This window comes from Streptomyces sp. NPDC002513 (assembly GCF_053595355.1).
The window spans coordinates 119,928-139,538 of sequence record NZ_JBSFXK010000007.1 but is presented as its reverse complement, the minus strand read 5'-3'; the positions used below and the strand labels follow the sequence as shown (position 1 = coordinate 139,538).

General features: G+C 71.8%; 14 protein-coding genes. 8 read left to right on the top strand and 6 right to left on the bottom strand.

Annotated elements, in window-relative coordinates; translation table 11 throughout:
* Window positions 1-93: 93 nt before the first annotated feature.
* The 3 genes from ACWD5Q_RS07610 to ACWD5Q_RS07600 form a co-directional block, all read right to left on the bottom strand.
* A complete protein-coding gene (locus ACWD5Q_RS07610; RefSeq protein WP_451426106.1) occupies window positions 94-801 on the bottom strand; it encodes an ester cyclase in 708 nt (235 codons plus the stop codon).
* Window positions 802-878: 77 nt separating this feature from the next.
* Window positions 879-1,652, bottom strand: a complete 774-nt coding sequence (locus ACWD5Q_RS07605) for an SDR family NAD(P)-dependent oxidoreductase (protein ID WP_451426105.1) — start codon at window positions 1,650-1,652, stop codon at window positions 879-881.
* An 89-nt stretch (window positions 1,653-1,741) separates the two neighbouring features.
* Complete coding sequence (locus ACWD5Q_RS07600; protein WP_451426104.1) at window positions 1,742-2,416, bottom strand: MOSC domain-containing protein; 675 nt, start codon at window positions 2,414-2,416, stop codon at window positions 1,742-1,744.
* 80 nt (window positions 2,417-2,496) lie between these two features.
* Between ACWD5Q_RS07600 and ACWD5Q_RS07595 the strand changes: the two genes are divergently transcribed.
* Window positions 2,497-3,393: a LysR family transcriptional regulator gene (locus ACWD5Q_RS07595; RefSeq protein WP_451426103.1), complete on the top strand. Its 897-nt coding sequence runs from the start codon at window positions 2,497-2,499 to the stop codon at window positions 3,391-3,393.
* A 113-nt stretch (window positions 3,394-3,506) separates the two neighbouring features.
* Here the strand turns inward: ACWD5Q_RS07595 and ACWD5Q_RS07590 are convergent, their stop codons facing one another.
* Window positions 3,507-3,839: a WhiB family transcriptional regulator gene (locus tag ACWD5Q_RS07590; protein ID WP_451426102.1), complete on the bottom strand. Its 333-nt coding sequence runs from the start codon at window positions 3,837-3,839 to the stop codon at window positions 3,507-3,509.
* Window positions 3,840-4,218: 379 nt separating this feature from the next.
* On the opposite strand from ACWD5Q_RS07590, the gene ACWD5Q_RS07585 reads away from it, so the two are divergent.
* The 4 genes from ACWD5Q_RS07585 to ACWD5Q_RS07570 all read left to right on the top strand — a co-directional run bounded on the left by ACWD5Q_RS07585 (window position 4,219) and on the right by ACWD5Q_RS07570 (window position 8,839).
* On the top strand, window positions 4,219-4,830 hold the full coding sequence (locus tag ACWD5Q_RS07585) for a response regulator transcription factor (protein WP_003948568.1): 612 nt from the start codon (window positions 4,219-4,221) through the stop codon (window positions 4,828-4,830).
* 256 nt (window positions 4,831-5,086) lie between these two features.
* On the top strand, window positions 5,087-5,662 hold the full coding sequence (locus ACWD5Q_RS07580; RefSeq protein ID WP_365166637.1) for a sigma-70 family RNA polymerase sigma factor: 576 nt from the start codon (window positions 5,087-5,089) through the stop codon (window positions 5,660-5,662).
* 278 nt (window positions 5,663-5,940) lie between these two features.
* Window positions 5,941-7,446 (top strand): IMP dehydrogenase, encoded by a 1,506-nt coding sequence (gene guaB / locus ACWD5Q_RS07575; protein ID WP_451426101.1) that lies wholly within the window; start codon window positions 5,941-5,943, stop codon window positions 7,444-7,446.
* Between the two features lie 268 nt (window positions 7,447-7,714).
* Window positions 7,715-8,839 carry a GuaB3 family IMP dehydrogenase-related protein gene (locus tag ACWD5Q_RS07570; RefSeq protein ID WP_451426100.1) on the top strand — a complete coding sequence of 375 codons (1,125 nt, stop codon included), beginning with the start codon at window positions 7,715-7,717 and terminating at the stop codon, window positions 8,837-8,839.
* Between the two features lie 725 nt (window positions 8,840-9,564).
* Here the strand turns inward: ACWD5Q_RS07570 and ACWD5Q_RS07565 are convergent.
* A complete protein-coding gene (locus ACWD5Q_RS07565; protein ID WP_451426099.1) occupies window positions 9,565-10,773 on the bottom strand; it encodes a nucleotide sugar dehydrogenase in 1,209 nt (402 codons plus the stop codon).
* Window positions 10,774-11,038: 265 nt separating this feature from the next.
* Here ACWD5Q_RS07565 and ACWD5Q_RS07560 point away from each other — a divergent pair, with 265 nt between their 5' ends.
* Window positions 11,039-12,745: a glycerol-3-phosphate dehydrogenase/oxidase gene (locus ACWD5Q_RS07560; RefSeq protein WP_451426098.1), complete on the top strand. Its 1,707-nt coding sequence runs from the start codon at window positions 11,039-11,041 to the stop codon at window positions 12,743-12,745.
* A 249-nt stretch (window positions 12,746-12,994) separates the two neighbouring features.
* On the opposite strand, the gene ACWD5Q_RS07555 is transcribed toward ACWD5Q_RS07560, so the two are convergent.
* Entirely contained in the window at window positions 12,995-14,044 is a 1,050-nt protein-coding gene (locus tag ACWD5Q_RS07555) for a serine hydrolase domain-containing protein (RefSeq protein WP_451426097.1), read from the bottom strand.
* A 316-nt stretch (window positions 14,045-14,360) separates the two neighbouring features.
* On the opposite strand from ACWD5Q_RS07555, the gene ACWD5Q_RS07550 reads away from it, so the two are divergent.
* The gene (locus ACWD5Q_RS07550) at window positions 14,361-16,430 is read left to right on the top strand and encodes a protein kinase domain-containing protein (protein WP_451426096.1); all 2,070 of its coding nucleotides are present in this window, start codon (window positions 14,361-14,363) and stop codon (window positions 16,428-16,430) included.
* A 169-nt stretch (window positions 16,431-16,599) separates the two neighbouring features.
* Window positions 16,600-19,383, top strand: coding sequence for a protein kinase (locus ACWD5Q_RS07545; protein WP_451426095.1), 2,784 nt, complete (start codon window positions 16,600-16,602; stop codon window positions 19,381-19,383).
* The last annotated feature ends 228 nt before the right edge of the window (window positions 19,384-19,611 follow it).

Below are 19,611 nucleotides of genomic sequence, written 5' to 3'. Positions count from 1 at the left end.
CGCCGGGCCTCGGCGCGTTCCGCGCCGGTGACACACCGGGGCGAGGGCCGCGGTCACGCGCACCGCGGGCCGCAGGCCCGCCGCGCGAGGGCCTCAGTCCTCCAGCGCGTCGAGCGCGCCGAGCTGGTCCATCAGCCCCAGTTGGTCGTACTGCCACCAGATCTCGGCGATCTTCGCGTCCGGCCCGAACCGGAGCAGGGTCATCCCGGTCATGGCGACCTGCCGTCCGGTGGGGGCGATCCCGAGGAACTCGCCCTTGTGCGTGGCGTTCCAGGTCCACCGGGCACAGACCCGCTCGCCCTGCGCGATCAGGTCCTCGGTCATGAAGGTGAAGTCGAAGGCGTCCCGCCACATCCGGCACTCGCGCCGGATCGCGTCCAGGCCGATGGTGTCCCGCGGGTTGACGGGATCGCGGCTGTGGCAGTCCTCCGTGAGCAGGTCGTTGAGCGGCGGCAGTTCACCCGCGGTCGAGAGCGTGTCGAAGAAGCGCCGTACGGCGTCCGTGCACAACTGCTCGTCGCGCACCACCTCGAGATCCATGAAGACGGGCATCTCGTCGCACAGGGCGACCATCTCCCGGAAGATCCTGCCGGTCTCGGGCAGGTTCGAGTTCCGCATCGCCTCCTCGTACGACGGGAACTCCACGAGTTCGACGAAATGCGACGCGTCGGAGCGGTCCCTGCCGATGAGGTCGTGCGTGGCCGTCCGCTTCCCCCTGGTCTGCTCGACCCACGCGTCGATCAGCCGGTTCATCTCCTCGAACCGGTCCGTCCTGCACTCGATGAGCTGTACGAAGGTCATGACGTCGCCTCCGGCGCGCTGCGTCCGGTTCGGTCAAGGCCATTTTCCCACCGGAGCGGCGACGCCACCTCCGCCCGTCACTTCGGCCCGTACTTGCGCCCCGTCCGGGAGCTGATCCCGCCCAGCAGCGCACGCGGTGTCACCTTCACCACGCCCATCAGCGCCTTGTACCGCGGGTCCGGAATGGACAGCGTCCTGCCCCGCGCCAGGTCCGCGAGCGCCGAGGCGACCAGCTTGTCGGCGTCCAGCCACATCCAGCCCGGGATGTTGTCCGTCCCCATCCCGGCCCGCTGGTGGAACTCCGTGCGCACGAAGCCCGGGGCCAGCGCCATCAGCCGTACGCCCGACCCGGCCAGGTCCCGGGCCGCGCCCTGGGTGAACTGCACGACCCACGCCTTGGACGCGCCGTAGGTGCCGCGCGGGACGAACGCCGCGACGGAGGCCACGTTCACGACGCCGCCGCGCCCGCGGGTGCGCATGGCCTCGGCCGCCGCGCTGGTCAGCCGCAGTACGGCCTCGCAGTGCACCTTCAGCATCCGCAGCTCGTCGGCCATCGGTACCTCGAGATAGCGGCCCTTGTTCCCGAAGCCGGCGTTGTTGACCAGCAGGTCGACCGGGTTCCTGGGGTCGGACAGCCGCGCGGCCACCGCCTCGATGCCCTCGTCGGTGGCGAGGTCCGCGGCCAGCACCTCCGCCTCGATGCCATGGCGGTCGTGCAGTTCCGTCGCCTGCTCACGCAGCCGCTTGGTGTCGCGTGCCACGAGGACGAGGTCATGGCCGTCGGCGGCGAGCCGCCGTGCGAACGCGGCGCCGATGCCCGCGGTCGATCCCGTAATCAGAGCCGTTGTCATGCGCCAACGATAGTGACCCGGACTGACCGATTCCGCCCGCCGGACCGGGGATTTCACCGGCTTCGCCGCCAACGTCCGCACATTTCACGTCAGTTCCCCGCGGCCTGCTCGCGCGCGTACCGACGTGCCGCCGCCGCGCTCTCCGGGTGCAGCGCGTCGCCCGCCGCCAACAGACCGGGCAGCAGATGCCGTTCCGTCGTCGACGCCCGGAACTGGACGGCGACCGTGATGTCGTGGTCGGGCCGGTGCACGATCGTCACGGGGTCGCCGGCCCGCATCTCACCCGGTGTGATCACCCGCAGATACGCGCCGGGGGCGCCCCGCCGCGTGAACCGCCTGACCCAGCCGCGCTCGCCCAGATGCTCCTGGAAGGTGCGGCACGGAATCCGCCCCGAGGTCACCTCCAGCACCACCTCGGGCCCGATGCGCCAGCGCTCGCCGATCCGCGCGCCGGACACGTCGAGCCCCTCCGTGGTGAGGTTCTCGCCGAACGAGCCGTTCGGCAGCTTCCGGCCCAGCTCGCGCTCCCAGTCGTCCAGGTCCTCGCGGGCGAACGCGTACACCGCCTGGTCGTCGCCGCCGTGGTGCCGCAGATCGCACACCGCGTCCCCGGCCAGCCCGCTCGCGCCGGTCCCCTTGGGCCCGGGCGAGGCCACCCGCACAGGACCGTCCACCGGCCGCTTGTCGATGCCGGTCAGGCCCTCCGGCTGGTCGGTGTGGCCCACGGACCGGGGCCGGCCCACGTTGAGAGAAAGAAGCTTCATGCCCGCACGGTAGGCGACCGGCAGTCAAAGCGTCGATGCGATATGTGCCGCCGTACCCAAGAAGCGCTTATGCTCACAGGGTGATCGAGGCCCGCCATCTCCGTGTGCTGCGCGCCGTGGCCGCCACCGGCTCCTTCTCGGCGGCGGGGCGCGAGCTGGGCTGCACCCAGCCCGCCGTCAGCCAGCAGATGAAGGCGCTGGAGACGTCCGTCGGCACGCCCCTGCTCATCCGCACCGGCCGCGAGATGCGCCTGACCCAGGCCGGCGAGGCGCTGGTGCGGCACGCCTCGGGCATCCTCGCCGGTCTGACCGCCGCCGAGGAGGAGGTCGCCGCCATCGCGGGGCTGCGGGCCGGCCGCGTCCGGCTCGTCTCCTTCCCGAGCGGCAGCTCCACGCTCGTCCCCACCGCGCTCGCCGCCCTGCGCGCCGCGCACCCCGGCACCCGGGTCTCCCTGGAGGAGGCCGAACCGCCCGAGTCCGTCGAGAAGCTGCGCGCGGGCGACTGCGATGTCGCGCTCGCCTTCCGCTACGAGGGCGCGGCGGGCTCGAAGGAGTGGGACGACCTGTTCGTACGCCCCCTGCTGACCGACCGGCTGGTCGCCCTCGTCCCCGAGGGGCACCGGCTGGCGCGCGCGGAGTCCGTCGCGATCGGCGAACTCACCGGGGAACCGTGGATCGCGGGCTGTCCGCGCTGCCGGGGGCAACTCGTGGAGGTGTGCGAGAGCGCCGGTTTCGCGCCCCGTATCGACTTCGCGACCGACGACTATCCGGCGGTGGTCGGCCTGGTGGGCGCCGGGCTCGGGGTGGCCGTGCTGCCGCAGCTCGCGATCGAGTCCGTACGTCCGAGGGGCGCGCGCCCGGTGGCGCTGGAACCCGCGGTGCGGCGGGAGATCGTCGCTCTGACCCTGCCGGATCTGGCGCACGTACCGGCGGTGGCGGCGACGCTGGAGGAACTGGCGCGGGCGGCCGTGCGCTAGCCCGGTCCGCGACGGGGGCCGGCTGTTCTGCGGCCCGGCGGTACCCCGGGAAGAACCGGCGGTACCCCAAAAATGGGCACGCCTATGCGTGCCCGTCGTGCAAAAACGTTCCTTCAGTTGTTCGAGGCGGCGGAGCCCCCGCTGGCGGTCGATGCCGGCACCAGCCGGTTCCGCGCCCGTCCCATCAGCTCTTCGCGCTCGTCCTCGGTCAGCCCGCCCCATACGCCGTACGGCTCGCGCACCGCCAGTGCATGGGCCGCGCACTCGGCGCGTACGGGGCACCTCATGCAGACCTCCTTGGCCGAGTTCTCACGAGCGCTCCGGGCCGCCCCGCGTTCTCCCTCCGGATGGAAGAAGAGCGAGCTGTCGACCCCACGGCAGGCCGCATGGAGCTGCCAGTCCCACAGATCCGCGTTCGGACCGGGAAGGCGGGAGAAATCTGCCATTGCGTGTCCCCTTGTTGCCGTTTTGGGCGGATACCTGCCCCTGACCGTACATCTACGGTCTAAGGATATGAAAATATGACTCATTGCGAATCTAGCCCTAGACACCAGCGAACGGGAAGAAAAGCGGCTAAATGGGGCATAGGTTGTGATGAAAGTTCAAGGGTCCGCCGCGCATGTATGCACCGTGTTCGCGCCCTCACGTACAGTGCCGAAGATGGCTTGCTGCACCGTAACTCTTTCGAGTGACCATCGTTGAGAGTGCGGAGGCGGTTGAAACAACAAGCGCTCGGGCAGGCGTCCGAGGGCGTCGACCGCTCAGGTGACGATTCGTACCAGCCTGGAGGCTCAAGGTGACGCGCATCAGCTGCGGGGGGCGGTCATGACATCCGTCCTCGTCTGCGACGACTCCCCGCTTGCCCGAGAGGCGCTCCGCCGCGCGGTGGCGACCGTGCCCGGTGTCGAGCGCGTGACGACGGCGGCCAACGGCGAGGAAGTCCTCCGCCGCTGGGGTGCCGACCGTTCGGACCTGATTCTGATGGACGTACGCATGCCCGGTCTGGGGGGCGTCGAGACCGTGCGGCGGCTGCTGTCCGCCGACCCCGGTGCGCGCATCATCATGCTCACCGTCGCGGAGGACCTGGACGGGGTGGCGCTCGCGGTGGCCGCCGGCGCGCGCGGCTATCTGCACAAGGACGCCTCGCGCGCGGAGTTGCGGGCGACCGTCACGCAGGCCCTCGCCGACCCGACCTGGCGGCTCGCCCCGCGGCGGCTGCGCTCGGCCGAGATGGGCGCCGCGCCCACGCTCACCGCGCGTGAGATCCAGGTCCTCGAGGGCATGAGCCACGGCCGCTCGAACGCGGAGATCGGCCGTGAGTTGTTCCTCTCCGAGGACACGGTCAAGACGCACGCCCGCCGGCTGTTCAAGAAGCTCGGTGCCTCGGACCGCGCGCACGCCGTGGCGCTCGGTTTCCGATGGGGCCTGGTCCGCTGAGTGGACCACCGCGGGGGTACGTGGATCCCCGCCTGCCGGACGGTGGGCGGGGCCCGCGACAGGGCCCGCCGGGTGCCCGCTGCTCGTTTCGCCGCGGATGCCGCATCCTTGAGGTGTGGAGTTCCTCGGGGACGAGTCGGACGAGCGGGAGGGGAGGGCGCAGGCGATGGGTTCCGGCGCACCTGCTCATAACGCTTCGGTGCACAACTACGGACGCGGTGCCATGGATCGGACGACGTCAAGGCACCATGGACCGATGCGCGACGACGAGACAACGGTGATCGGTGCGCTCGTCCATCGCGCGGTCGACGGCGACGAGCAGGCGACTCACGACCTGCTCGCCCGTGTTCACCCCCTGGCCCTGCGCTACTGCCGCACGCGGCTGTCGCGGCTGCCCGGCGATGCGCGGCACTTCGTCGAGGATCTGGCGCAGGAGGTCTGCGTGGCCGTGCTGCTCGCGCTGCCGCGCTACAAGGACACCGGACGCCCGTTCGAGGCATTCGTCTTCGCGATCGCCGCGCACAAGGTCGCGGACCTCCAGCGCGCGGCGATGCGCCACCCGGGCTCGACGGCGATCCCGTCGGACGAGATGCCCGAACGCCCGGACGACTCCCTGGGCCCCGAGGAGCGGGCGTTGCTGAGCAGCGACGCCGAGTGGGCCAAGAAACTCCTGGCCAATCTCCCGGAGAACCAGCGCGAGCTGCTCCTGCTGCGGATCGCCGTGGGCTTGACCGCGGAGGAAACAGGTCAGATGTTGGGAATGTCACCGGGAGCGGTGAGGGTGGCGCAGCACAGGGCCCTGAGCAGGCTGCGCGCGCTCGCCGAGCAGTAGCGGCGCCGCCGCGTCCCCGCGCGCCACGGCTCGTGGTCCGCGACCGCGCTCCCCTCGCCGACCCAACGACGACCAGCCAGGACGGCGGAATCGGCGGCACCGAGGCCTGCCCGGCCCGGTGCGCCGCACGGTCCCGTGGCCCCGGGTGTGAACCCGTGGGCCCCCGACTCCGTACGAACATACGAAGCCCAGGGTCACTCCACACCGTGGAATGAGACACCCAAGCTTCCCGTTAGCATGGACATCCGCACCGATCAAGGCCATTTGGGGAAGGTGTCATGACTGCCAACGTCGACGGAGTGCCCGAGAAATTCGCGACACTCGGGCTGACCTACGACGACGTGCTGCTGCTGCCGGGCGCGTCGGACATGGCGCCCGACGAGATCGACACCGCCTCGTACGTCTCCAAGAACGTCCGGGTCAACGTCCCGCTCCTGTCCGCCGCCATGGACAAGGTCACCGAATCGCGCATGGCGATCGCGATGGCCCGCCAGGGCGGCGTCGGTGTACTGCACCGCAACCTGTCCATCGAGGACCAGGCCAACCAGGTCGACCTGGTCAAGCGCTCCGAGTCGGGCATGGTGGCCAACCCCATCACCATCCACCCGGATGCCACCCTCGCCGAGGCCGACGCCCTGTGCGGCAAGTTCCGCATCAGCGGTGTCCCCGTCACCCATCCCTCCGGCAAGCTGCTCGGCATCGTCACCAACCGTGACATGGCCTTCGAGAGCGACCGTTCCCGCCGGGTGCGCGACGTCATGACCCCGATGCCCCTGGTCACCGGCAAGGTCGGCATCACCGGCGCCGAGGCCATGGAGCTGCTGCGCCGCCACAAGATCGAGAAGCTTCCGCTGGTCGACGACTCGGGCGTCCTGAAGGGCCTGATCACGGTCAAGGACTTCGTCAAGGCGGAGCAGTACCCGAACGCCGCCAAAGACGCCGAGGGCCGGCTCATCGTCGGTGCCGCGGTCGGCGTGGCGGGCGACGCCTTCGAGCGTGCCCAGGCCCTGATCGAGGCGGGTGTCGACTTCATCGTCGTCGACACCGCGCACGGCCACTCCCAACTGGTCGGCGACATGGTCGCCAAGATCAAGTCGAACTCGTCCGGCGTCGACGTCATCGGCGGCAACGTCGCCACCCGCAGCGGCGCGCAGGCCCTGATCGACGCCGGTGTGGACGGCATCAAGGTCGGTGTCGGCCCGGGCTCCATCTGCACCACCCGCGTGGTCGCCGGCATCGGCGTGCCCCAGGTGACCGCCATCTACGAGGCCTCGCTCGCCGCCAAGGAGGCCGGTATCCCGGTCATCGGCGACGGCGGCCTGCAGTACTCCGGTGACATCGCGAAGGCCCTGGTCGCGGGCGCCGACACGGTGATGCTGGGCTCCCTGCTCGCCGGCTGCGAGGAGTCGCCGGGCGAGCTGCTCTTCATCAACGGCAAGCAGTTCAAGTCGTACCGCGGCATGGGCTCCCTGGGCGCGATGCAGTCCCGTGGTGACCGCAAGTCCTTCTCCAAGGACCGCTACTTCCAGGAGCGCATCGCCTCGGACGACGAACTGATCCCGGAGGGCATCGAGGGCCAGGTGCCCTACCGCGGCCCGCTCGCCTCGGTCGTGCACCAGCTGGTGGGCGGTCTGCGCCAGTCGATGTTCTACGTCGGCGGCAGGACGGTCCCCGAGCTCCAGGCGAAGGGCCAGTTCGTCCGGATCACGTCCGCGGGCCTCAAGGAGAGCCACCCGCACGACATCCAGATGACGGTCGAGGCGCCGAACTACAGCAGGAAGTGAACTACAGCGGGAGAACCACAGCGGGAAGTGGGCACGCGCGCGTGCAGCGCGGGTGACGACCTCAGCGGAGGGCGGTCCGGAGGCTTCCGGACCGCCCTCGTCGTAGGCCCGGCCCCCTTCGCCGTACGCCGTGGAACCGCCCTGTCCCACGTCCCGACGGCGTTCGTCCTCCGTCCGGACCGGCCTCGTCCTCCGTCCGGGGCGGCCCCCGTCGCGGCCGTCGGCGATACTGGAAGACGCTGAAACGCATCAGGGAAAGGCCACAGACGTGACTGAGATCGAGATCGGGCGCGGCAAGCGCGGCCGCCGGGCGTACGCCTTCGACGACATCGCCGTCGTCCCCAGCCGCCGTACGCGGGACCCGAAGGAGGTCTCGATCGCCTGGCAGATCGACGCCTACCGCTTCGAGCTGCCCTTCCTGGCCGCCCCCATGGACTCGGTCGTCTCCCCGGCCACCGCGATCCGGATCGGCGAGCTGGGCGGTCTGGGCGTGCTGAACCTCGAGGGCCTGTGGACGCGGTACGAGGACCCGCAGCCGCTCCTCGACGAGATCGTCGGGCTGCCGGTGGAGTCCGCCACCCGCCGCCTCCAGGAGATCTACGCGGCTCCCATCAAGGAGGAGCTGATCGGGCAGCGCATCAAGGAGGTGCGCGACTCGGGCGTGGTCACCGCGGCCGCGCTCTCCCCGCAGCGCACGGCCCAGTTCTCCAAGGCCGTCGTGGACGCGGGCGTGGACATCTTCGTCATCCGCGGTACGACGGTGTCGGCGGAGCACGTCTCCCACTCGCACGAGCCGCTGAACCTGAAGCAGTTCATCTACGAGCTCGACGTCCCGGTGATCGTCGGCGGCTGCGCCACCTACACCGCCGCCCTGCACCTGATGCGCTCCGGCGCGGCGGGCGTCCTGGTCGGCTTCGGCGGCGGCGCCGCGCACACCACGCGCAACGTGCTCGGCATCCAGGTCCCGATGGCCACGGCGGTCGCGGATGTGGCGGCGGCCCGCCGCGACTACATGGACGAGTCCGGCGGCCGGTACGTGCACGTGATCGCGGACGGCGGCGTCGGCTGGTCCGGCGACCTGCCGAAGGCGATCGCCTGCGGCGCCGACTCCGTCATGATGGGCTCCCCGCTCGCCCGCGCCACGGACGCACCGGGCCAGGGCCACCACTGGGGCATGGAGGCCGTCAACGAGGAACTGCCGCGCGGCATGAAGGTCGACCTCGGCACGGTCGGGACGATCGAGGAGGTCCTCACCGGGCCCTCGCACACCCCGGACGGCTCGATGAACTTCTTCGGTGCCCTGCGCCGGGCCATGGCCACCACCGGCTACAGCGAGCTGAAGGAGTTCCAGCGGGTCGAGGTCACGGTGGCGGACTCGCAGCACCGGCGGTGACGTGACGCCGCGCTCGGCTTGAGCGGATGAAGGGGCCCGGTTCACTCCGATGGGTGAACCGGGCCCCTTCATGTGTCCAAGTGCCCAGATGGGGGCGCGTTTTTCTGCGGAGGGGCGCACGGTTGCGTTCGGCGTGATGACGCGGGGAGCGGCCGTGACGAGCCGATAGTGTCCCTCTCCGGCGACCCCGTTCTCCGGGGCGCCCCCTTCCAAGGACAAGGTTCCGGACCCCGGCCGGTCGGGGCCCGGCCCGAGTTCCGATGGGCCGTCCACCGGGCAACTGGGCGGCGTCATGGAAGGGGGCGCGCCCATGGGCCGTCACCGCAAGCCCACCTGCCGGGACCGGATCCGTCTGTGGATGGTGAAGTGCCGAAGGAGGTGGATCTTGCGGATTTTCGGATGGTGAGCGGCCACCCCTATGTGAACTAGGGGTGGACACTCTGTTCATCATCCAGGAGCCCGCCGCAATGCCCTTTGCGGTGGGCTCCGCCCTTTGCACGCTACCGGATCCGCCGTCGGGCAGCCCGGTACCGGAGGAGGTGGATCTTGCGGATTTTCGGATGGTGAGCGGCCACCCCTATGTGAACTAGGGGTGGACACTCTGTTCACCCTTCAGGAGCCTGCCGCAGTGCCCGCTGCGAGGGGTTCCGTCCGGCCGTACCGTAGCGGCGCGGCCGCCCCCCGTGCCACCGTCCCCGGAGGCTCAGGCGCCGCGCGCGCCCCCCTCACAACCGATGCGCCGCCCCCGTGGGCGTGGCTCCCCGCGTGTCCAGCAGCAGTTGGGCCTTCACCGACAGGCCCTGCAGGTCGTAGGTGCGGTGCTGCTGGAGCAGGATCGTCAGGTCCGCGCCCGCCGCCGCCTCGTAGAGGGAGTCCGCGCGCGGGATCGGGCGGTCGAGGACGCTCCATGCCGGGACGTGCGGGTCGTGGTAGCTGACGGACGCGCCCAGCTCCATCAGGCGCAGGGCGATCTCGTGTGCGGGGGAGCCCTGGAGGTCGGCGAGATCCGGTTTGTAGGTCACGCCGAGCAGCAGGACCCGGGCGCCGCGCGCCGACTTGCCGTGCTCGTTCAGGAGAGCGGCGGCGCGCTGCACGACGTACCGGGGCATACGGCTGTTGACCTGCTGTGCCAGTTCGACCATCCGCAGGCCGTGCCCGGTCGTGCCCGCCAGGTCCTGCGGGACGGCGTGGCCGCCGACGCCGGGGCCGGGGCGGAACGCCTGGAAGCCGAACGGCTTGGTCTCCGCGCAGCGGATGACGTCCCACAGGTCGACGCCCAAGTCGTGGCAGAGCACCGCCATTTCGTTGACGAGGGCGATGTTGACCTGCCGGTAGTTGGTCTCCAGCACCTGCACGGTCTCCGCCTCGCGTGGCCCGCGCGCGCGTACCACCTTGTCGGTCAGGCGCCCGTAGAAGGCGGCGGCGGACTCCGTGCAGGCGGGGGTGAGGCCGCCGATGACCTTGGGGGTGTTGGCGGCCCCGAAGTCGCGGTTGCCGGGGTCGACGCGGCTCGGCGAGTAGGCGAGGTGGAAGTCGCGTCCCGCGCGCAGCCCGGAGCCCGATTCGAGGAGCGGACGCAGGAGCTTTTCCGTGGTACCGGGCGGAACCGGTGACTCCAGGATGACGGTGGTGTGCGGGCGCAGCCGCTCGGCGAGGGTACGGGCGGCGGCCTTCACCTGGCTGAGGTCGGGTGCGCCGTCGGCCCCGCGCGGGGCCGGTGCGCAGATGACGGCGGTGCGGACGCGGCCGAGTTCGGCGGGGCTGGAGGTGGGCCGGAAGCCCCGCGCGAGCATCCGGCGCAGTTCGGCGGCGGTGAGGGAGCCGGCCTCGGGACCTGTCCGGTAACCGAGCGTCGGAATGCCGGCCGCGACGGCGGCCTGGGCCAGGGGCAGGCCGAGATGACCGAGTCCGATGACGGCGAGATCTGCGGGCATGGCGTGGGCCGTCCTTCCCAATAGCCGAAGCGGGAGAGGTGCGCAATCGCTGTGGACAGAATGAGCGAGCGACGAGGGCAATGTCAGACTAGGAGTAAATATGTCGATTTGCGTGATTGACTGCGCGTTTCCTCGGGTGTTTGTCCACAGGCTGCCGGTGCGTGGTGGCCGAAGCCTGGCATCACGGTCAGACTTTGGGCATGAGGAGAGGTGAGCCGGGTTTCGCTTGACGGGGGTGGCCGGCGCGACATGGCGGGAGGCAGCGGTGAGGACAGGGACACTGGGGCCGGCGCAGCGTGCCGAGTCACTGGCGGGCATGGCCGAGCGAGAGCTGGACGTGCTGGTCGTGGGCGGAGGCGTGGTCGGCGCGGGCACGGCGCTGGACGCCGCCACCCGCGGCCTGTCCACGGGGCTGGTGGAGGCCCGTGACTGGGCGTCGGGCACCTCCAGCAGGTCGAGCAAACTGATACACGGTGGCCTGCGCTATCTGGAGATGCTGGACTTCGCGCTCGTCCGCGAGGCGCTGAAGGAGCGCGGTCTGCTGCTGGAGCGCCTGGCGCCCCACCTCGTGAAGCCGGTCCCGTTCCTGTACCCCCTCCAGCACAGAGGCTGGGAGCGGCTGTACGCCGGCTCGGGCGTCGCGCTCTACGACGCCATGTCGATGGCGCGCGGCCACGGCCGGGGCCTGCCGCTGCACCGTCATCTGAGCCGCCGTCACGCCCTGCGCATCGCCCCCTGCCTGAAAAAGGACGCCCTGGTCGGCGCCTTGCAGTACTACGACGCGCAGGTGGACGACGCGCGCTTCACGGCGACCCTGGTGCGCACAGCGGTGTGGTACGGCGCGAAGGCCGCCAACCGCGCCCGCGTGATCGGCTTCCTTCGCGAGGGCGAACGGGTCGTCGGCGCCAGGGTCCAGGACGTGGAGGGCGGCGGGGAGTACGAGGTCCGCGCCCAGCAGATCGTCAACGCGACGGGGGCCTGGACCGACGACACCCAGGCGATGGTGGGCGAGCGGGGCCAGTTCCACGTCCGGGCGTCCAAGGGCATCCATCTGGTCGTCCCGAAGGACCGGGTGCACTCGACGACGGGTCTGATCCTGCGGACCGAGAAGTCCGTCCTCTTCGTCATCCCGTGGGGGCGGCACTGGATCATCGGCACGACCGACACCGACTGGAACCTCGACAAGGCGCACCCTGCGGCCTCCAGCGCCGACATCGACTATCTGCTGGAGCATGTGAACTCGGTCCTCGCGGTGCCGCTCACGCGCGACGACGTCGAGGGGGTGTACGCGGGCCTCAGGCCCCTCCTCGCCGGCGAGTCCGACGCCACCAGCAAGCTGTCCCGCGAGCACACCGTGGCGCACCCGGCGCCCGGTCTCGTGGTCGTCGCGGGCGGCAAGTACACGACGTACCGGGTGATGGCCAAGGACGCCGTCGACGAGGCGGTGCACGGTCTCGACCGGCGGGTGGCCGCATGCGTCACCGAGGACGTCCCCCTGCTGGGCGCCGAGGGGTACCGGGCGATGTGGAACGCGCGGGCGCGCACAGCCGTGCGCACCGGACTGCATGTGGTCCGGGTCGAGCATCTGCTGAACCGCTACGGCTCGATGGCGGAGGAGGTGCTCGACCTGATCGCGGCCGATCCCTCACTGGGCGAACCGCTCCACACGACCGACGACTATCTGCGCGCCGAGGTGGTGTACGCCGCGTCGCACGAGGGCGCCCGGCATCTGGACGACGTGCTGACCCGGCGGACGCGCATCTCGATCGAGACGTTCGACCGCGGGACGCGCAGCGCCCGGGAGGCGGCCGAGCTGATGGCCCCGGTGCTCGGCTGGGACATGGACCAGACGGAGCGCGAGGTGGAGCACTACGAGAAGCGGGTGGAGGCGGAGCGGGAGTCACAGCGCCAGCCCGACGACCTGACGGCGGACGCGGCGAGGCTGGGGGCGCCCGACATAGTGCCGCTGTAGTCGCCGGGGGCCGGGGGCTGGGGCACCACGGTGCGATCGGCGGGAGTGCCGGGGGCGTTGTAGGTGCCGGTGGCGGCGGGAGTGCCGTGGGTTCCGGGGCGGCGGGAACGGCAGGAGCGCCCGGAACGCCGGGGGTTCTGCGGGTTCTGCGGGTGCTGCGGGCCGTGGGAGTGCCGGGGCGCCGGGGGCATTCCGGGTTCACTCGAACGGGTGGCGCGATCCGGGATCTCCGTTCGGAACCGGGGCGTTCTAAGAGGTGCGGGGACAGAATTCGGCTGTGAGCAGGGCCTGTTCCAGGTCGGAGTCCGTGAACCCGTCCGTGTTCACCCGGAAGGTGAGGACACGACGGCCGTCGGCGGTGGCTGCGCTGCGCACGTAGCTTCCGGCTATGCGGCCGTCATGCCCCCACACCGTGGTGCCGCACGGAAGCCTCACCGGAAACAGCCCCATGCCGTACACCCCATGTGCGGTCCGGGTGTCGAGCATCTCGTGCAGCCGGCGCGGGGGCAGTAGTTCGCCGCCGAGCAGCGCCGCGTAGAAGCGGTCCAGATCGGCGAGCGTCGTCACCAGCTCACCCGCCGCGCCGGCCACGCGCGGGTCGAGCCGTGTGACGTCGGAGCCGTCGGCGGACCAGGCGCGGCCGTGCGGTGAGGGAAGCGTGGTGCGGGTGCCCGGGAAGGAGGTGCCCGTCAGATGGAGGGGAGTGATGATGCGGCGCTGGGCCTCGACGGCGTACGAGTGCCCGGTCACCTGCCGGATCACCATACCGAGCAGGACGTAGTTGGTGTTGGAGTACGAGAAGCGGCCCCGGGCCGCCGGAGGGTGGGTGAGCGCGATGCGTACGGCCTGAAGCGGGGTCAGGGGGACGACCCCCTTGGTGTCCGCGGTGAAGTCGGCCAGGCCACTGGTGTGCGTGAGCAGGGCGCGCAGGGTCAGCACCCGGCCGTCGTTGCCCGCGCCGCGCACCAGCCCGGGCAGATGGTCCTCCACCGTGTCCGACAGGGACAGCCGGTGCTCGTCCGCCAGTTGGAGGACGACCGTCGCGATGAAACTCTTGGTGATACTGCCGGCGCGGAAGTGGTCGGCCGGGGCGATGCCGTGACCGGCACGGACGAAGCGCGTCCTCCTCCCCTCACGGACGAGCAGCGCGGCGCCGGGAACCCGGTCCCGTCGGACCAGCAGCGGGAGCACGGCGTCCGCCCTGGCCGCGGGGGCGCCGGAGCCGCCCGGAGCGGTTCCGAGCAGCGCCAGGCACACGGGCACGGCCAGCAGGGTCAAGCGTGTCCGGCGCGGCGGCATCGCGATCCTTCCTTGTCGCGGCCCATCATGGGGGACCACCCTGTGACGGGGACGGGTGGGGCTTCTGCGTGACCGGTTCCGACGACGGGACAGGAGCGGGCCAGGGGTGCACGGCGGGTGCCGGTACACACCGGGCGCCAAGGCGCATACCGGGCCCGCGGGCGCCCTGCCCGGACCTCGCTCGTGCTGCGGCGGGTCTCCCTTGGTGCCCTCCGGCATGGGGCGACCCGCCGAAGCAGGGGCACCCTGGACGTCGGGCGGTCCGGGCGTGAGGGACAATGGAGGCTCTGTCAGGGCGGGTTGCATGAGGGGACGCATGTCGGAGGCGGAGCGGGCGGGGACATCCCGTCAGGACAAGAGCGAACGTCTCCTCGCCGGGCGGTACCGGCTGGGAGACGTACTCGGCCGCGGCGGCATGGGCACGGTGTGGCGGGCCGAGGACGAGACCCTGGGCCGTACGGTCGCCGTCAAGGAGCTGCGGTTCCCGTCGAGCATCGACGCGGACGAGAAGCGCCGGCTGATCACGCGCACGTTGCGGGAGGCCAAGGCGATCGCCCGGATCCGCAGCAACGGCGCCGTGACGGTCTTCGACGTGGTCCACGAAGACGACCGGCCCTGGATCGTGATGGAGCTGATCGAGGGCAAGTCGCTCGCCGAGGTCATTCGCGAGGACGGCCTGCTGGAGCCCAGGCGCGCCGCCGAGGTCGGACTCGTGGTCCTCGACGTGCTGCGCGCCGCGCACCGCGAGGGCATCCTGCACCGCGACGTGAAGCCGTCGAACGTGCTGATGGCCGAGGACGGCCGGGTCGTGCTCACGGACTTCGGTATCGCGCAGGTCGAGGGCGACCCCTCCGTCACCTCCACCGGCATGCTGGTCGGCGCTCCCTCGTACATCTCGCCGGAGCGGGCGCGCGGGCACAAGCCCGGCCCGGCGGCGGACCTGTGGTCGCTCGGCGGACTGCTGTACGCGTCGGTCGAGGGCGTCCCGCCGTACGACAAGGGATCGGCGATCGCCACGCTGACCGCGGTGATGACCGAACCCCTGGAGGAGCCGAAGCACGCGGGTCCGCTGAAGGGCGTCATCTACGGCCTGCTCGCCAAGGATCCGCACCAGCGCCTCGACGACGCGGGCGCCCGGGCCATGCTCAACGAGGTCATCCACGCGCCGGACCCCCAGCAGGAGGTGCCGGCGGACGCGACGCGGGTCGTGGCACTGCCGCCGGTGCCCGGGGAGCGCGCGGACGAGGGGGCTTCGGCCTCCGGGGGCAAGCGGGGCGATGAGGCCGCCGAGCGGTTGCGCGGTGCGCTGCGGTCCGTACGCAAGTCCGCGGCGTCGCTCGGTGCGGCCCCGACCGCCGCGCGGACCACGTCCTCGGGGACCGGGGCGAAGGAGGCGTTTGAGGACGCGGGTGCCCCGAGCGCCGGGACGCCCGCCGCCGGGATGTCGGGGTCGGCGGGCCGGGCTGGTTCCCCCGGGTCGTCCGGCGGGTCCGGCTCGTCCGGTTCGGGGACGGTTTCCGCGGGTGCGCGGAGCGACGGTGGCGGCACTGGGGCGAACTCCGGTTCCGGCAAGCCGAGTTCGGGATGGCCCATACTGCCGGACCCGGACCGGCCCGCGCGGCCGGTGCAGCCACCGCGGGCACCGCTCACCGACGTGGTGCCGAAGCGGACCCTGGTGATCGTGGCGGTCGTCGTGGCGCTGGCCGTGCTGGGCACGGTGCTCGCGCTCACCCTCCGCGGCGGTGACAGCGGCGAGCAGGACGGCAAGAAGGGCGGCGTCAAGACCGCCGTGACCGGCGGCGCGACGGCCCGGAGCGGCGGCAGCGCGCACACGGACAGCGACAGCACGAGCGATACCGCGACGAGCGGGTCCAACGCGCAGGACACCGCGGACAGTTCGCCGGTGCCCGGCGGGAGCGGCAATGGCACCTCCTCCGGTTCCGAGGGCGACGACGGCTCGGTGAAGACGTACAAGGGCGGTCAGGGATATTCCATCGGGCTGCCGAAGGGCTGGAAGTACGGGTCGTCGGGCTCGACCGGAGACCGTTTCACCGGGCCCGGCGGGCAGCGACTGCTGGTCGCCTGGACCTCCACACCCAAGGGCGACCCGGTCGCGGACTGGGAGAACCAGGAGGGCTCCATGGTGCGCCCCCACTACAAGAAGATCCGTATCGAGAAGGTGGAGTACCGGAACTGGAACACGGCCGACTGGGAGTTCACCTACACCGACGGCGGTACTACGAACCGGGTGATCGACCGTGGATTCGTCGTCAACTCGCATCAGGGATACGCGCTGATGTACACGGCGAAGTCGGACGACTGGGACAGCGACCTGCGGACGGGAACCTGGAAGACGCTGACCCAGACCTTCCGGCCGAAGTCGTGACGTACCGCGCGCCGGACTGAGGTTCCGCGCGGTTGTGCCGTGAGGAGATATGACATCCCCGGGTTGCAGGTTGCCTCCGGCACGTATCGTGAGGAATTGCGGACTGTACGCATCCCGAACGGGGCGCAAGGCGAACGCAATTGACCACCGGGCGGCCGGGGGAGGCATCGTGGACGACTATGCGGGACGGGTGCTCGCTGACCGCTACCGCCTGCCGCTGCCGCCCGCCGACGCGTACGAACTCGCCGAGACCCGCGCCTTCGACACCTACAGCGGACAGGAAGTCTTCGTACGGCAGGTTCCGTTGCCCGAGATCGTCGAGGCGGAGGTGCTCGGCGCCGACGGACTGCCCGAGGGATTCGTGGCCCGGGACGGCCGACCCCGCGGCGCCGCCGGCCGCACCACGGCCACGCGCCGGCCCGCCGAGCCCGCCGTACGGCGCGCGATCGAGGCCGCGCAGGCCGCCGCCCGGATACCCGACCACCCCAAGCTCGACCAGGTCTTCGACGTGTTCGCCGAGGGCGGTTCGCTGTGGATCGTCAGCGAACTCGTGCCCGCACGGCCGCTGGCGGCGCTGCTCGCGGAGAGGCCGCTGACGCCGTACCGCGCGGCGGAGGTCGCCTCCGACGTCCTCACGGCACTGCGCGTGCTGCACGGCCACGGCTGGGTGCACCGGAACATCACCGTACGCACGGTGCTCGTCTGCGACGACGGCCGAGTGATGCTGACCGGACTCGCGGCCGGGGCGGCCGAGGAGGCGCTGTGCGGGTACGACCCGGTGCCGGCGCAGGAGACCGAGAGCGATGCCGGGCCGCCCGGCCGGAGCGGGGACACGCCGAGGGCCCCGGCCGGGGGTTCCGGGGGGCGTACGGGGAGTGGCGGTCCCGGGGGGCCGGGAGGATTCACAGCGCGCGCCGTCCCCGCGGGTGACGGTGGCGCGTTCGGTGCTGCGGGCGGGGCAACAGGCCGGTTCGCGGGCGTGGCTGCGGGCGGGCCCGTGCAGGGCACGGACCCCGAGGCCGCCCGACGGGCCGCGATCGAGGCGCGGGCGAACGGCGCGGCCCCGGGCGGGGGCGCACCCGGCGGCGCCGGTTCCGTTGTCCCGCAGGCACGGGAGTCCGCCGGGGACGTGCGGGCGGCGCGGGCCGGGGCGATCGCGGCGTACCGCGCCGGGGCCCGGGCCGCGGCGCGCGTGCAGGAGGACCAGCGTGGCGCAGGGGCGACGTTGCCCGCACCCCGTCCGGCCGGCAACGGTGCCGCGACCGGTGCGGACACCACGGCCCCGCCGCCGGGCCCCGGGCCGGGCGCGGACCGCCGACCCGGCACCCCGCCGGGGCTGATCGCCGACCCCTACGGGGTGGGCCGCACGTCCTGGCACGGCGCGATACCACGCCCCGCGGCACCTGCCGCCGCCGACGACCGCTCCCGCACCGCACTGCCCGGCGGCACACCCGCAACCGAGGGCACCGGCACGGGTCCGTACGAGAGCGGTGCGGGCCCGTACGGCATCGACCGGGGCCCGTACGACAGAGGCACAGGTTCGTACGACGGCGACCGGGACCCGTACGAGAGCGGTGCGGGCCCGTACGAAAAAGGCACCGGCAGCGTCCCGCACGCGCAGCCGGCCCCTGACGCGCACCCCACCGAACCCGGTGCCGCCGGCACCCCCTGGAACCACCGCGGCCCCACCACGGCCCTGGCCGCCGAGCGTGCGCGGCAGGCGCGGATGGCCGTCGTCGGGCCGGTCACCGAACGCTGGGCGCCCGAGCAGGCCGGTCCCGTGCACGAGAACTGGCAGCTGGCCCCGCCGATCGGTCCGGCCACCGATCTCTGGGCGCTGGGCGCGCTGCTGTTCCGGGCTGTGCAGGGGCATGCGCCGTATCCCGAGGAGAGCACCGCCGAGCTGGTCCAGCTCGTCTGCTCGGAACCGCCCGCCTTCGCGGAGGAGTGCGGCCCGCTGCGTCCGGTCGTGGAGTCGCTGCTCCGTCAGGACCCCACCGAGCGCCTCGGCGTCGAGGAGTTGAGCGGCTGGCTGCGCTCTCTCGTGCGGTCCGCGCCCGAGCCCGAGGCGGGGACGCACATGGTCGCGACGCCGCCCGTCGACCCCAGCCGGCTGCCGATCGTACGGCGCCGCGGCGAACTGGTCCGCAGGCGCCGTACCGGGCTGCCCGCGACCACCGGTGCCCGGCACAAGCGGGCCCGCGACGAGCGGGCCCGCGACGAGCGCCCGCCGAAGCCCCGCAGGCTCGGCCGCACCCTGCTTCTGCTGATCCTGCTCGCGCTGGCGGCGACGATCGCGTACGCGGTGGCCTTCATGCCGAAGGCGGGGCACAGCACCGGCGAGGGCACCGTGGGCGAGCGCACCGGTGCCACCGAAGACGTCGGTCCGGCGCCGCGGCAGTCCGCCACGAGCGGCGCGCGGCAGCCGGGTCGCGGGGGCTCCAGGAGTCCTTCCCCGTCGACCGGTTCCCCGCAGACCCAGACCGGCGAGACCCAGGTCGCACGGGGTTTCACCCTGCGCACGGACCCCGAGGGTTTCCGTGTCGCCGTCGCGAGCGGCTGGAACCGTACCCCGAAGAACAACAGGGGTCAGATCGTCTACTCCCAGGGCGACTTCGAGCTGATCGTCGTCCCCGGACGCGACAGCACCAGCGGATACGGCGGCGATCCACTGGTGTACCAGCGGGAGTCGGAGCCCGAACTGCAGCCGTTCCGCGACTCGTCCTGGGCCACCTCCAGCGGGATGCGGCGCATCGACGTCGGCGGACGGACCATGGCCGAAGGGCAGTTCACCTGGACGGAGGGCGACGGACGCGAGCTGTTCGTACGCAATCTCGCGCTCGTCGTCGGCAACCGCTACCACGTGGTGCAGGTCCGCGGCCCGGAGGCCGAAGTGGACGAGGTGACCCGGCTGTTCGAGCAGGCGGAGCAGACGTATCAGGTGATCGGCTGACGCGTGACCGGGGCGTACGGTCGTGGTGCACGGCCGAGGCGTGGGGCCGCGGGGAGTGGCCGAAGCGTAGGGCCGCGGTGAATGGCGGAAGCGTAGGGCCGCGGTGAACGTTTGGAGCATGGCCGCGGTGAACTGCCGTGGCGGGCTTGCCGACTCGGGGGGACGACGTCCGATTGCGCTGAGAGTGCGGTGGTTCCGTCCCCTCCGGGAAAGCGAGAACCGTCACAG

Excerpts from the sequence above, each read along its gene's own strand:
- ACWD5Q_RS07610 (WP_451426106.1), bottom strand. The coding sequence starts at position 801 with ATGACCTTCGTACAGCTCATCGAGTGCAGGACGGACCGGTTCGAGGAG.
- ACWD5Q_RS07605 (WP_451426105.1), bottom strand. The coding sequence starts at position 1,652 with ATGACAACGGCTCTGATTACGGGATCGACCGCGGGCATCGGCGCCGCG.
- ACWD5Q_RS07600 (WP_451426104.1), bottom strand. The coding sequence starts at position 2,416 with ATGAAGCTTCTTTCTCTCAACGTGGGCCGGCCCCGGTCCGTGGGCCAC.
- ACWD5Q_RS07590 (WP_451426102.1), bottom strand. The coding sequence starts at position 3,839 with ATGGCAGATTTCTCCCGCCTTCCCGGTCCGAACGCGGATCTGTGGGAC.
- ACWD5Q_RS07585 (WP_003948568.1), top strand. The coding sequence starts at position 4,219 with ATGACATCCGTCCTCGTCTGCGACGACTCCCCGCTTGCCCGAGAGGCG.
- ACWD5Q_RS07580 (WP_365166637.1), top strand. The coding sequence starts at position 5,087 with ATGCGCGACGACGAGACAACGGTGATCGGTGCGCTCGTCCATCGCGCG.
- guaB (WP_451426101.1), top strand. The coding sequence starts at position 5,941 with ATGACTGCCAACGTCGACGGAGTGCCCGAGAAATTCGCGACACTCGGG.
- ACWD5Q_RS07565 (WP_451426099.1), bottom strand. The coding sequence starts at position 10,773 with ATGCCCGCAGATCTCGCCGTCATCGGACTCGGTCATCTCGGCCTGCCC.
- ACWD5Q_RS07555 (WP_451426097.1), bottom strand. The coding sequence starts at position 14,044 with ATGCCGCCGCGCCGGACACGCTTGACCCTGCTGGCCGTGCCCGTGTGC.
- ACWD5Q_RS07550 (WP_451426096.1), top strand. The coding sequence starts at position 14,361 with ATGTCGGAGGCGGAGCGGGCGGGGACATCCCGTCAGGACAAGAGCGAA.